This window comes from Streptosporangium sp. NPDC049376 (assembly GCF_044466505.1).
GTDB lineage: Bacteria > Actinomycetota > Actinomycetes > Streptosporangiales > Streptosporangiaceae > Streptosporangium.
In genome coordinates this window covers 37093-50508 of record NZ_JBITMT010000007.1, presented here as the reverse complement: position 1 = coordinate 50508, position 13416 = coordinate 37093, and the positions used below count along the sequence as shown (strand labels likewise).

The window sequence follows — 13416 nt, the reverse complement described above, 5'->3', positions numbered from 1 at the left end:
CGTTGGGGAGCTCCGGCGCGGTGGCCAGGAAGATCGAGCCGTACGGTCGTTCGGGATGGAGCGGCTTTTCGCACGATAAGGCGGAGGAGAAGGGCGGGCCAGTCGCCGGGGGGATCGGTTCCGGTCTCCTTCGCCGGAGGGAGGGGCGATCGCCGTCGGCCGGGTTCGGAAAACCCGGCCCCACGGCCGCCGGGCGCGTTTCCCGGCCGGATGGAACGGCGTTATATGGCCGACTGGAAACCGGCGACCGGACCGGTTTCCTCGGTGTCGAGCAGGCGCCGCAAGGCCTGGCTGAGGCGAGAGTCGTCGACCCGGTCGAGGTCGGCGAGGTTCAAAGAGGTGACGTCAATCAGGCCGTTGCTGAAATCTGTGGCCTTTTCGCTCATCTGGACTCCTGGCGCTTGGAGGCGAGGCCGGCGTCCGTGCCGTTTTCCGCCCGCTCGGCTTACCCGGTCATCCTTCCATGTCCGGCCGGGGGCTCCTAACATCGGGGGACCGGCGACCCGCGCTCACCAAAGAAGTCGGGCGATTTGCTCCCTAAAACATATTTAGTGGCATTGAAACGGGAGTCTGGCCTCTTTGTATGGGTGCGCGCCGTGTTCGGAAGTCTAAACTCATCTCGGATCGGGCGAGTGGAGGCGGTCGCGTGTCCGTTGCACAATCGTCGGAGGGTTCCCGGACACCGGGACGCCAGCCCCAGGTCTGGGGCAAGGTGCCGCAGCAGAACAAGAACTTCACCGGCCGGGAGAGCCTGCTCGAAAGACTGCACGAGTCGGTCACGTCCGACGTCACCGCGGTCGTCCCCCACGCCCTGCACGGCTTCGGCGGAGTGGGCAAGACACACGTGGCCATCGAGTACGCCTGGCGCTTCCGCCACGAGTACGACGTGGTCTGGTGGATTCCGGCGGACCAACCCATACTGGTGCGCTCCTCACTGGCCGGTCTCGCGCCGCACCTCGGCCTGCCGTCCCTGACCACGACCGGGATCGAGGACGCGTTCACCGCCGTGCTCGACGCGCTGCGCAGGGGCAGGCCGTACTCCAAGTGGCTGCTCATCTTCGACAACGCCGAGCAGCCGGAGGAGATCAACGAGATCGTGCCCCGAGGGCCGGGGCACGTGCTGATCACCTCGCGCAACCACTCGTGGGGGAGCGTGGTCGAGACCCTGCCCGTCGACGTGTTCAGCAGGCAGGAGAGCGTCGAGTTCCTCGGCAAGCGGCTGCCGGGGAAGGTCGGCGCCGAGGAGACGGAGCGGCTGGCCGAGGAACTGGGAGATCTGCCGCTGGCCCTCGAACAGGCGGGGGCGTTGCAGGCGGAGACCGGGATGTCGGTCGAGGAGTACTTCCGGCTGCTGCGTGAGCAGACGACCCAGTTGCTCGACGCCAACAAACCCTCGGACTACCCGCTGTCCATGACGGCGGCGTGGTCGCTGTCGGTCTCGCAGCTCCAGGCGAAGCTGCCCGAGGCGGTCGAACTGCTGCGATGCTGCGCCTTCTTCGGTCCCGAGCCCATCCCCAGGGACGTGTTCAAGGGACTGCCCGAGGACCTCGCCTCCGACTCCAAGCTCGGCGCGCTCCTGGCCAACCCGATCCTGCTGAGCAAGGCGATCAGGGAACTCGGCCGCTACGCCCTGGCGCGCATCGACTCGGACGCGCGGACCATCCAGGTCCACCGGCTGGTCCAGGCGCTGCTGCGCGACGGCCTCGACCCCCGGGAGCACCCCGCCTACCGCGACGAGGCGCACCTGCTTCTGGCGGCGGCGGCGCCGGGTCTTCCCGACGACAACGCCCTGTGGCAGGGATACTCCCAGCTGCTGGGGCACGTGACGCCCGCGGACGTGGAGAGCAGCAGCAAGCCCGGCATCCGTGGTTTCGCCCTCGACATGGTGCGCTACCTGTACTCCTCGGGGAGCTACCAGTCGGCCAGTGACCTGGTCGGCCGTCTCATCGAGAGGTGGCGGGCCGACAGCGGTCCCGACGACCAGTACGTGCTCTCCGCGCAGCGGCACTTCGGCATCGTCCTGCGCGAGCTCGGTGACTACCGCGCCTCCTACGAGCTCAACCGCAGGACCCTCGACCGCATGCGGACGATCCTCGGCGAGCAGCACGAGGAGACTCTCCTGCTCACCAACAGCCACGGCGGCGACCTGCGGACCCGGGGAGACTTCGCCGCCGCGCTCAGGCACGATGAGGAGTCCTGGCGCCAGCACGAGATCGTCTTCGGTCCTCGCCACCGCCGGACCCTGCGGGCGATGAACAACCTCTCCATCGACTATCTCCTGCTGGGCAACTACGTCGAGGCGCGCAAACTCCAGGAGAACGCCTACAGATTGCAGAGCCTGGCCAACTCGGACGCCAGCACCTCCAACGTGCTGGCCTCCTGGAACGGCCTCGCCCGTGTCGTCAGGCTCAGCGGGAACTACTCGGAGGCCTGCGACCTCGGTCAGGACGCCTACGAGTTCGGCGTCCAGGAACTGGGCGGCGACCACCCCTGGACCCTGCGGACGGCCAAGGACCTGTCCATCGCCAAACGCAGGGCGGGGCTCACCGACGAGGCCCTGGAGATCGCCCAGCGGACCTTCGAGCGCGAGGAGCGCACCTTCGGCAGGGACCATCCCGACACCCTCGCGGCGGCGCTGTGCCTGGCCAACGCGCAGCGCGCGACGGGGGAGGTCACCGCGGCGCTCGAACTGCTGCGGGACACCGCCGACCGCTACCCCCGCATCTACGGCGGCGACCATCCCTTCAAGTACGGCTGCGACATGAACCTCGCGCTGCTGATACGCGTCAACGGGGACGTCGACGAGGCCGCGGAACTCGACCGCAGATCACTGGCGGGCTTCGACGTGAGACTCGGCAGGGAGCACCACTACTCGCTCACCTGCGCCATCAACCTGGCCAGCGACCTGGCCGCCCAGGGCGACACGCACACCGCCAGAGAGCTGGGCGGACGGACGCTGGAGCAGCTGCGGGCGCTGCTGGGCACCGACCATCCGCTGACCCTGGCCTGCGCCATCAACCTGATCGCGGACCTGCGCGCAGAGGGCGAGCAGGAATGGGCCGACATCCTGGCGGTCGACACCTTCGAGCGCTACCAGCGTGTGCTGACCAACGAGCATCCCGACGTGAAGGTGGCGATGCGCGGTGAGCGGCTCGACTTCGACTTCGACCCGCCCGCGCTGTGACTCACGTGCCCGCAGGAGGGGGCACGGGGGAGATGTCCGCCCGCCCGTTGTTCCTGAGCCAGCGCGCGCGGTGGCGGCTCGCACGCTCCTCACCGATCGCCCGTGCGCCCGCGGGGACCGGTTCACCCGCCCAGCCGTCGAGCCGGCGCGCCATCTCGGTGACGAAGGTCCTGCCCGGGGCGGTCAGCCTTCCGCTGTCGATGAGGGTCCGCGCCACCATGGAGGCGGCCTCACGCCACCGGGAGAACTCGGCGTCCGCGTGCACCCGGGCCTGGCCCGTCTCCAGGTGCCGCTGACGCCGCCAGAAGTCGGTCACCCCCAGATAGGCGTAGGCGCCCTGGAGAAGACCGGGAACCGGGCGGGGATCCTCACGCCAGGGGGCGTAGTAACGCGACCCGTCGTCGGGCATGGTCAGCGGGACGAGGTCGAGAAGGGCCGAGAGCTTGGCGTGCTGGGTCTCGTGCGCCAGGGTGACGGCCAGGGTCGAGGCGTCGGGCGGGGTCGACAGCGCGACGCAGCCGAAGGTCTCCCTGGAGGTCGAGCTCGACTGTCCCAGCGCCGGGGGCCGCAGAGGGGTCAGCACCGTTATGGCCGCGGCCACCTCCTCCGCGGTGGTCCGATGGTGGCGGACCAGCAGGCCCCACGCCCTGTGCAGCGTCGCCTGCCAGCACCTCGCCTCGGCCTGGGTGAGGCGCTCGCCCATGTTCGTGGTCTCCGGCATGCGGTAGGGGTCGATGTCGTCGATGACGACGTTGATCGGGGTGCCGTCCGTCTCCGCGGACAGCTCCCGCATCCCCCGCCAGCCGGGGGCGTCCTGCCGGGGGTCGGCGGGAATGCGGACGATCACCCCCTCTGCCGCGACCTCGGCGCACTCCGGATCGCACTGGACCGTCACGCAGGAGACGGTCGGCGACAGGACGGCCTGTCCCAGGGACGGCAGGGTGACCACCCCCTCGACCGCGGGGACGTCGATGTCGCAGGTCGTGCCGGAACGGATCGCGGCGACCGCGGCGAGCGCGGCGAGCCGGGCGGGGGCGGCCTCCGGATCCCCGGACTCAAGGGCCTTGATCGTACGCCGTGCCCAGGCGCCCACGGCCGGATGGCGGACGACGGCGTTGACGACGCCGGGGTACGCGCGCTGGATCGTGGCCAGCAGGTCGTAGGCACGGCGGGTGGCGGCGGCCTCGGGATGACCGCACGCCCGCGCCGCCTCCAGCACCCCGCGCACGAGGAGGACGTGCTTGCTGTGCTGGGCCGCGGCCAGGCACGTGACGGCCGCGGTCCCGCCGCCGCCCCGGGCGAGCTCGGCGAACATCTCCTCCGGAATCCGGTGTTCACGCAGGTTCATCGTGCTCCTTCGTCTCGCGCTCTCTCGGCTGCGGCTCCCACCCGGGCCGCCAGGTCCTTCTCCACGGTCTTCCTGACGTGCCCGACGAGGCGGAGCAGGTCCGGGCAGTAGACCGACGGGTTGGCGAAGCCGCTGCCCGCGCGGTAACGGTGCGCGTAGAGCCCGCCTCCGCACACCCCGCCCACCGGGCATTGACGGCATTCGGCGGCCAGCGCGAGGGCGCCGATCTGGCGGGCGGCGATCGCGGGCAGCGCGAGAGCGGCGTCGAAGGGGTCGCGGGTCACGTGCAGGCCCGTCTCGGGAGCGCCCTGGTAGGCCGACTTGAGCAGGTCGGACTGTTCGACGCCACCGTCGGTCTCCACGACCACCATCGCGACCGGGGACAGCCCGACCTGCTCGCTCGCGGAGGAGCCGCCGAGAAGCAGGTGGATGATCTCGCCGAACAGCCGGACGTCCGTGCGCCGGCGCGGCGTACCGTACCAGTGGTCGAACACCCGGATCAGCCAGTCGGCGTACGGTGTGCCGCAGGCGCCCGCCTCCCGGCCGGGCGGGGGCGCCGACCAGTTGCCGTGCGGAAGCAGGAAGTCGACGGCGGGCGGATCGAAGGCGGCGAGGGCCTCGTAGGCGCCGACCGGGTCGTTTCTGAGGTCGACGGTGCACAGCAGGCCGCCGAAGAGATGCCGGAAGTCCGGCGAGGTCAGCAGCCCGAGGGCCGTCATGACCGCCGCGTGGCTGCCCTGGCCGTTGGCGCGGCGGCGGCTGCGGTCGTGCATCGCCTCGTCGCCGTCGAGGCTCACCCCGACCCGGACCCCCAACTCGTCGAAGAGCCTGAGGTAGCGAAGGTCGAGCAGGGTGGCGTTGGACTGGAGGCTGACCTTCAGGTGGGTGCCGGGAGCCGTCTCCGAGCGGACGCGGGTCACGATCTCGCGGATCGGCTCCGTACCGGCGAGCAGTGGTTCGCCGCCGTGCAGGACGAGTTCGACGGCGTCGAGGTCGTGGGCGCGGACGTGCTCGCCGATTCTCGCCGCCGTGGCGGCGAGGATCTCGGCTGACATGACTTTGGGACGGTCGCGCCAGCTTGAATCCGCCATTTCGTACACATAACAGTACTTGCACGCCAAATCACAACGGCTGTGAATCTTGACTACGAACTGGCGGAACGGAGTCGGCTGCCAGCCTCCGGCCGTCAGACCCTCGACATCCAGATTCGAAGGCCACTCGCGCACCGCTGATCAGCCTCCGCTTCGAGACCAGGTCGTGTGACGCCTCAGGAGGATTACAGCATAGGGGAAAGTGTCCGGGGGCATTGAGGAGAGGCGGGCCGAACGCCTGTGCGGAAATTCGCGGCGCTCCGATCGGGACGTGAGCCGCTGTTCGGGATGAAGTTCCCGGTGGGGGTGGAGTTGGCATCGGTAAGTATGTTGTACGGGTATACAGGATATTTCGTAAAATAGAGTGATTTCCGGGCGCCTGGACCCGTTCTGGGGAAGTGGGCCCCGCGTGCCGCGAGGCCACGGAAGTGGATCCCTCTCCCCGCGGTGAGGTGTCCTCCTCCCCGAGGAAAGCGCCGCCGGCGCCGAAGGTTGATTTACGGGATGGGGTATTACAGAATCGCGTAAGCCACTAAAAGGTGCAGGCTCCCTTGAATAGCATCGTGGTGTGCTTTTGGTTGACCGAAACCTGAATGTGAGGCGCGATGGGGCGTGAAGATCATATATTCACGGCGTCGAGAAGAGGCCGATCGCTCCCCAGGTCCCGCGTCTCGTTGACCGAACGCCGGGAAAAACTCGAAAACGCCGGGACTGCGATACGGGGAAGAGGCGTGAGGTGAACCCCTCCCGCACCCCCGGACGTTCACGACGGTCGAGAGGACGGGCACGGCCGCGTTCCGCCCCTGCCGTACGGCAAGGCGGCGCGCTCCACGGGCGGAGGGGTGCCGTACCGGCGCAAACGCGCCGCCGGGGAGCCGTTTCCGCTGGAATCCCGGTCTTCGAGGTGGTGCCCTAGGTGCACGACATGGGGGAGGCCGAGTGGGAACGACTGCTCGACCAGTTGAAACACGGGGACTGCACACCGTTTCTCGGGTCGGGCGCCTGCGCCGGTGTCCTTCCCACGGGGACGGCGCTCAGCCGGAACATGGCACGCCGGTGGGATTATCCATTCGACAACGACTACGACCTTCCCCGGGTCGCGCAGTTCGCGGCCATGCGTTACGGCGACCCCGTGTACGTCAAACGGCTGGTCTGCCAGGAACTGGACGCCGGGGCGGTCCCCGATTTCCTCGATCCGCTGGAACCGCACAGCCTGCTGGCGAGTTTTCCGCTGCCGGTTTATCTGACGACCAACTACGACGACTTCATCTTCCGGTCGCTTGAGGCGGCGGGGAAAAGCCCCGACGTCGCGGTGTGCGCCTGGAACGACGGGCTCGCCTACGCCAAGGACCTCTTCGCCGGGGACGGGAGTGGCCCCCGTCCTGACAGGCCGCTCGTCTACCACCTGCACGGCAGGCTGGGGGACCCGGCCTCGATCGTGCTGGCCGAGGACGACTACCTGGAGTTCGTCGCCAACCTGGCGCTGGACAGCGCGGCCGACGGGCAGCGGATGCTGCCCACCTCGATCCTGGAGGCACTGACCAGGAGGCCCATCCTCTTCATGGGGTACAGCCTGCAGGACTGGACCTTCCGCTTCCTGTTCCACAGCCTGGTGAAGGCGGTGCCCGGCATCAACCGCCGCAGGCACGTGAGCGTGCAGCTCGCGCCGTCCCCCGCCGGCGCGAGGGCGGACATCCTGCAGATCCAGCGGGACGTGGCCCGTTACTACGAGGACTGGCGGATATCCATCTTCTGGGGGACGGCCAGGGATTTCTGCCGCGAGCTGCGACGGCGGATGGGGCCGGTCCCGTGAACCCGGTGGGCGGCGGCCGCCGCCCACCGTCCGCCCGTCAGGACGGCAGCTGAGCGTCCAGGCGGTAGCCGTCGACCGTGACGTACACCTGGTCCCCGGGGCGCGCGTTCAGGCGCATCAGCACCGGCTGCAGGGAGTCGAAGACGGGGTGGTCCCGCCACACCAGCACCACCGCGTTGTCGCCGGGACCGGTGACCGAGAGCAGGGTGCCCGGACGCATGCCGAGCTGGGTGGCGTACCCCTCGGGCACCGCGACCGGGGCGCCGCGCAGGTGCTCGCTGGTCACCTCTATCCGCTGCCAGCGGCTCGGGTCGGTGGCCGGGCTGGTCGGCGGGTGGAGCGGGGCGCGCTGGCTGGTGATGAGGTGGGGCCTGGTGTTGCCGGACAGGGCCGACAGCGTGGCCAGGGCGGCACGGGGGTCGATGGCGTTGGCGTTCACCTGCGGGATCGGCTGGCCGCCCCGGTGGTGGTGGTGCCCGTTGGCCCCGGGGGTACGGCGGGGCAGCTGCCTGTTGCCGGGCTCCGCGGCGGCGTCGGGGACGGCCGAGCCCCGCTCCGCGCTGGCGGCCAGGGCGTCGAGCCAGGCCTGCGCGGAGTGGGTGCGGATGCCGAGCCGCTGCTCCATCAGCGAGACCGTCTCGGAGTCGGCCGGTTTGCCGCCCATGAGCTGCCGGGTGCGGTCCCGCAGGCCGCCCAGGTCGCCGACGACGAGCCAGCCGTCCTGGAGCCGCCGGTCGGGCATGAGGGTGACCAGCACCCGCCACAGCGGGGTGCGCAGTGTGGGCACCTCGATGGGGTGGGCCGGGTCGGCGCCGATGAGCTGCTCCTGGGTGGCGGCGGCGCCGAGCCACTCGGTGAGCCCAAACATGTGGCCGGTGAGCGGGGCCGACTCTGAGGAGCGCAGCCACAGCAGGATGCGTTCCTCGGCGGCGCGCTGGGCGACCGACAGCGCGCCGAGGTCGGCGTTGAGCTTGTGGGCGAGGGCACGCAGGCTGATCGGGTCGACGGCGAACAGGCGGTCGACGGCGACCGCGCGTTCGAGGGGGCCCCAGTCGCGGAACATGTTGTCCACCAGGCCGACCAGCGGGTAGTCGCTGAGCCTGACCTGCGGCTCGGGCGCGGGGGCCTGCTGGGGTACGGCGGGTGCCTGCGGCTCCTGCTGCTCGGCCTGCGCGGGTGCCCCTGCCGGTGCCCCGGTCGACGCCTCTGCGGGTGTCGCTGCGGGTGCCTCCGCAGTGGGCCGTTCCGCCTGCGCGGACGACTCGGCGGCCGGGGGGACGGCGATCCCGGGGATCTGGCTGAGCACCTCACGGAAGACCGCGGTCATCACGGTCTCCGGGGTGGTGGGCAGGGAGGAGCCGCCCAGGTCTCCCGCGGTCAGGCGGCGCAGCCTCGACCAGCCGCCGAGGCCGGTGATCGCCGCGCGGGCGGGTTCCGGCCAGCCGGGCAGCGTGGGATCGACGGTGTGCACGTGCAGGGCCGGCAGGACGTCGCTCAGGGGGAGGTGGTCCCATCTGGACATCGAGAGACGGGCCAGCCGGTCGCAGACCCAGTCGAGTCCGGCCGAGTTCAGGGCCTTGGGCAGGGTGACCGAGGACCACCATCCCGCGGGCAGGCGGGGATCGGCCAGGGCTTCGGCGACCTGCTGTGCTCTGCTCCAGCGCAGGGCCGGGACCAGATCGCTCAGGCAGATCGATGACTCGGCATCCATCGGCGGACCGCAACCTCCCCAAAGTGACACATGTGGCTAATGGTGCAGCCTACGCCGCAAGCTATCAATTAGCATGAGAGTGGGTAAAGCCGGTGGACGCCAAACCAGACGTGAGAATACGCGGCCGACCGCCGACCGCTGTCACGGCCTCGGCTCCGGCGCGGCGTCCCGCGTCCAGCGCGGCCTCGTCGTCGTCCCCTCTCAGGAGGGCGGTCAGCAGACCGGCGGCGAACGCGTCACCCGCTCCCGTCGAGTCAACCACTTCCGCGGTGAGTCCGGGAAGCCGTGCGGTCAACTTTCCTTTCCGCGCCAGCAACGCCCCGCCGGGGCCCAGCTTGACCGCCGCGGCGCCGTAGCGCAGGCTCAGCCGGCCCGCGGCGCTCTCCGGGTCGTCCGCGCCGGTCAGCAGCAGGGCCTCGTCCAGGTTCGGGATGACCAGCTGGGCGGCCGAGGTCTCCCTGATGAACCGCTCGGGGCCGAAGGAGCGCAGGAAACCGGTGGAGGCCGGGTCCACGCTGATCGACACGCCGTTCCGCACGGCCTGCTCCAGGGCGAGCCTGGACAGCTGCAGGCCCGGTTCGGCGAACAGGGTGTAGCCGGACAGGTGCAGGTGACCGACCCCGTCGAGCAGGTCCTCCTCCCAGTCGTCGGCGCAGATGTGCCCGCCGGCGCCCCGGTTGGTGAGCATGGACCGCTCACCCGTCGGATCGACCATGGCGATGACCACGGCGGTCGGGCGCTCGGGATCGACGCGCAGGTGCGTCCTGACCCCGCCGCGGCGCAGTTCCGCGGCGTGCCACTCCCCGGTGTCGTACCCGACCCTGGTCAGGATCCGCGCGTCCGCGCCCAGATGGGCGGCCCAGGAGGCGGTGTTGGCCCCCGAGCCCCCCGGGCGCAGCACGATGTCGGCGGCGGTGTCCGTGCCGACGGCCAGTCCGGAGAGCGCCGGACCCTCGTGCAGCGCGACGACGTCGGTGACGACGTCACCTATGACGAGCAGACCCGATCCGGCCACGATCGCCTCAGTTTCCCCGGCTCCAGGCCACCGCGATCCGTCCCGCGAGGCGGACGTTGCCGCGCACCGCGGCCAGGTTCGCCTCAAGCGAGGCGCCGTCCGTCCCCTTGACCAGGTACTCCAGCAGGAACGGGGTGATGGCCTGGCCGCTCACCCCGCGCTGCCGCGCCTGCGCGAGCGCCTCGGCCAGGACCCGGTCGTGCAGGGCCGGGTCGAGCTGCTCGTCCACCGGGACCGGGTTGGCCACGATCAGCGCGGACTCGGGCCCGTCGAGCGCGTCCTGGGCCCGCATGATCTCCGCGGCCTGCTCGGGCGTCTCGATGCGCCAGTCGACGGGCCGGCCGGAGGTGTGCAGGTAGAAACCGGGGAACTCACCGGTGCGGAAGCCCGCGACGCCGACGCCCCGGGTCTCCAGGCGCTGCAGGGTCGCCGGCACGTCCAGGATCGACTTCACGCCCGCGCAGACGACGGTGATCCGCGTACGGCTCAGCGTGTCGAGGTCGGCGGACTCGTCCTGGGTCTCGGTCCACTCACGGTGCACTCCGCCGAGCCCGCCGGTGGCGAAGACGCGGATGCCCGCCCTGGCGGCCAGGAAGGAGGTCGCCGAGACCGTCGTGGCGCCGCTTGAGCCGAGCGCGGCGGCGACCGCCAGGTCGCGGAAGCCGAGCTTGCGCAGGCCGGGCTCGGTGGCGATCCGTTCGAGACCGTCCTTGTCCAGGCCGATCCGCGCCACGCCGTCGAGCACCGCGATCGTCGCGGGTACGGCCCCGGCCTCGCGGACGAGCCCCTCAAGTTCCCGCGCGACCTCCAGGTTGCGGGGCTGGGGCAGGCCGTGCGAGATGATCGTGGACTCCAGCGCCACGACCGGGGCGCCCTGCGCCAGTGCCTCGGCCACCTCGTCGGATAGGCGGAGCACGCTGTCGATGGGCTGCTCGGTGGTACGCATGAGCGGGTTCTGTCTCCTCGTCCTGCCTGGATGGCTGCTCAGTGGAACCGGGTAAAGAAGCTGCTTGTTCCAGAAAGAGCACGTTACGGGGGATATCGGATGGCGTCTACCGGGACATCAGCCGATGGCGAGGACGCCGATCAGTGAGATAGCGCCGATGACAGCGGTCGCCAGCCCGCCGAGGGCCAGGGAACGGCCACCGCGCGCCAGCGTCCTGAGATCCACCCCGGTCCCCAGCGCGAAGAGCGCCGCCGCCAGCGACAGCGCGGTCACCTGGGGGACGATCTCGACGACCCCGCCGGGTACGACTCCCAGGCTCCTGACCGCGACCGCCGCCAGGAAACCCAGCACGAACAGCGGCACCAGCGGCGGGCGCCGTACCCCACTCCGGTCACGGCTGCGGTCACAGGCCGGGCGGCGCAGGGTGAGGGAGGTGAAGGCGACGAGCGGGGCGAGCAGCGCGACCCTGGCCAGCTTGACCATGACAGCGCAGGCGAGCACCCCGCCCCCGGCGGTCGCGCCTATGGCCGCGACCTGGGCGACCTCGTGCACCGAGGCGCCCGCCCACAGGCCGAGCCCGTACGGCGAGAGCCCGGCGAGCCGCGCGACCACGGGCAGGACGACGAGGGCGGCGCTGCCGTACAGGACGACGACGCCGACCGCGCCTGCCACGTCGTCGTCGTCTCCGTCGGCCACCTCATGCATGGCGGCGACCGCCGCGGCGCCGCAGACCGAGACGCCGGTGGCGATGAGCAGCGACCTGCGCGGGCTCACCCCCATTCGCGGGCCGATCCACCGGGTGAGGGCGAACGTGCAGACCGTCGAGACGGCGACCAGTGCCAGGGGCCGCCAGCCGAGCGCCAGCACCTCGGGCAGCGCGACCTGCAGTCCGAGCACCACGATCGCCAGGCGGAGCAGCCTGCGGGAGGCGAAGCGCAGGCCCGCGCCGAACACGGCGGGCGGCGTGGTGAGGCTGCCCAGCGTGACCCCGAGCACCACCGCGACCACGGCCGGGCTCACCCCGGGCAGCGCGCGGCCCGCCCACTGGGCGACGGCCACGGCGCACGCCGTCAGGGCCAGGCCGGGCAGGAGACGCAGGACCGCCACGACCTGGGGCGGGCCCGCGAGGAGTCCGGCAGGGGGCCGGTGGCGAGGGGAGGCGGAGAGCGGGAAGAGGGACATGTTCCGAGTCTCAAACCGGACAGGGGTGGCCGGTAGCCGCGCTCTACCTGGAAGGTCATAGCCTAGGGCTATGAGTGACCTGCCCGACCTGGAGTCCCTGCGGCTGCTCGTCGACGTCGAACGCCTGGGAAGTCTCGGTCAGGCGGCGAGGGCGGTGGGCATCGCCCAGCCGTCGGCGAGCAAGCGGATCATGCTGCTTGAGCGCCGCCTCGGGCTGCCCCTGCTCGAACGCACCCCGCGCGGCTCGACCCTCACCCCGCAGGGCGTGATGATCGCGGCCTGGGCGTCGCAGGTGCTGGCCGCCGCGGAGGAGCTCATGCGCGGCGCGCGGGCCGTACGGCACGGCAGGGAGGCCCATCTGCACATCGCGGCGAGCATGACCGTGGCCGAGTACCTCCTGCCGCGCTGGCTCGGGGAGCTGCAGACCCGCGAGCCCCAGGTGCAGGTCGGGCTGGACGTGCAGAACTCGGCGGAGGTCGCCAGGCTGGTCGGCGCGGGCATCGAGCTGGGCTTCGTCGAGGGTCCCTCGGTCCCGCAGGGACTGGCCTCCAGGGTGGTCGCGGCCGACCGGCTCGTCGTCGTGGTCGCGCCCGGCCATCCGTGGGCGCGCCGCCGTACGGCGCTGCTGGCGGCCGAGCTCGCGGCGACGCCGCTGGTCGTCCGCGAGCGGGGCTCGGGGACCAGGGAGACCCTGGACCGCGCGCTGGTCGGGCACGAGGTGGCCGCGCCCCGGCTCGAACTCGGCTCCAACGCCGCGGTCAAGGGGGCGGCAGGCGAGGGGGCCGCCCCGGCGGTGCTCAGCGGCTACGCCGTCGAGGGCGAGCTGGTCACCGGACGCCTGATCGAGGTCGTGACGAAGGGCATCGACCTCGAACGCCGGTTGCGCGCGATCTGGCGGCGGGGCCGTACGCCGACGGGACCGGCGGCGACGCTGCTGAGGATCAGCCTGGCGACCGCACGGGAGTGAGGTGTTCCCTTCGCCGTGCGGCTCCGGGAAGGGTGTCCGGCCCTGGTATGGACACCGGAGCGCCGCGGGCGAATCAGCCGCCCCACTCGGCGAACAAAACCATCTACCTGCTGAATTAGTCCTCTTATATAGATTTGCCGGACATTTATTGCCATTATG

General features: G+C 71.0%; 10 protein-coding genes. 3 read left to right on the top strand and 7 right to left on the bottom strand.

Translation table 11 applies throughout. The features are described from left to right. Positions 1–221 precede the first annotated feature (221 nt). A complete protein-coding gene (gene fxsA / locus ACIBVQ_RS19710) occupies positions 222–386 on the bottom strand; it encodes an FxSxx-COOH cyclophane-containing RiPP peptide (protein ID WP_352011547.1) in 165 nt (54 codons plus the stop codon). Between the two features lie 260 nt (positions 387–646). On the opposite strand from fxsA, the gene fxsT reads away from it, so the two are divergent. Continuing rightward, positions 647–3184 carry an FxSxx-COOH system tetratricopeptide repeat protein gene (gene fxsT, locus ACIBVQ_RS19705; RefSeq protein WP_352011548.1) on the top strand — a complete coding sequence of 846 codons (2538 nt, stop codon included), beginning with the start codon at positions 647–649 and terminating at the stop codon, positions 3182–3184. Position 3185: 1 nt separating this feature from the next. On the opposite strand, the gene ACIBVQ_RS19700 is transcribed toward fxsT, so the two are convergent. Further along, positions 3186–4532: an HEXXH motif domain-containing protein gene (locus ACIBVQ_RS19700; RefSeq protein ID WP_399178980.1), complete on the bottom strand. Its 1347-nt coding sequence runs from the start codon at positions 4530–4532 to the stop codon at positions 3186–3188. Continuing rightward, positions 4529–5758 carry an FxsB family cyclophane-forming radical SAM/SPASM peptide maturase gene (locus tag ACIBVQ_RS19695; protein WP_352011550.1) on the bottom strand — a complete coding sequence of 410 codons (1230 nt, stop codon included), beginning with the start codon at positions 5756–5758 and terminating at the stop codon, positions 4529–4531. The genes ACIBVQ_RS19700 and ACIBVQ_RS19695 overlap by 4 nt, the downstream gene beginning before the upstream one ends. 790 nt (positions 5759–6548) lie before the next feature. Here ACIBVQ_RS19695 and ACIBVQ_RS19690 point away from each other — a divergent pair. Further along, positions 6549–7436: an SIR2 family protein gene (locus tag ACIBVQ_RS19690; protein WP_352011728.1), complete on the top strand. Its 888-nt coding sequence runs from the start codon at positions 6549–6551 to the stop codon at positions 7434–7436. A gap of 37 nt (positions 7437–7473) precedes the next feature. Here the strand turns inward: ACIBVQ_RS19690 and ACIBVQ_RS19685 are convergent, their stop codons facing one another. The 4 genes from ACIBVQ_RS19685 to ACIBVQ_RS19670 all read right to left on the bottom strand — a co-directional run bounded on the left by ACIBVQ_RS19685 (position 7474) and on the right by ACIBVQ_RS19670 (position 12290). Continuing rightward, entirely contained in the window at positions 7474–9147 is a 1674-nt protein-coding gene (locus tag ACIBVQ_RS19685) for a hypothetical protein (protein ID WP_399178977.1), read from the bottom strand. Between the two features lie 64 nt (positions 9148–9211). Next, complete coding sequence (locus ACIBVQ_RS19680) at positions 9212–10162, bottom strand: sugar kinase (RefSeq protein ID WP_362775715.1); 951 nt, start codon at positions 10160–10162, stop codon at positions 9212–9214. A gap of 7 nt (positions 10163–10169) precedes the next feature. Then, the gene (locus ACIBVQ_RS19675; RefSeq protein ID WP_399178975.1) at positions 10170–11108 is read right to left on the bottom strand and encodes a pseudouridine-5'-phosphate glycosidase; all 939 of its coding nucleotides are present in this window, start codon (positions 11106–11108) and stop codon (positions 10170–10172) included. A gap of 117 nt (positions 11109–11225) precedes the next feature. Further along, positions 11226–12290 (bottom strand): YeiH family protein, encoded by a 1065-nt coding sequence (locus ACIBVQ_RS19670; RefSeq protein ID WP_399178973.1) that lies wholly within the window; start codon positions 12288–12290, stop codon positions 11226–11228. A gap of 70 nt (positions 12291–12360) precedes the next feature. On the opposite strand from ACIBVQ_RS19670, the gene ACIBVQ_RS19665 reads away from it, so the two are divergent. Further along, on the top strand, positions 12361–13257 hold the full coding sequence (locus ACIBVQ_RS19665) for a LysR family transcriptional regulator (RefSeq protein ID WP_399178971.1): 897 nt from the start codon (positions 12361–12363) through the stop codon (positions 13255–13257). Positions 13258–13416: the final 159 nt, after the last annotated feature.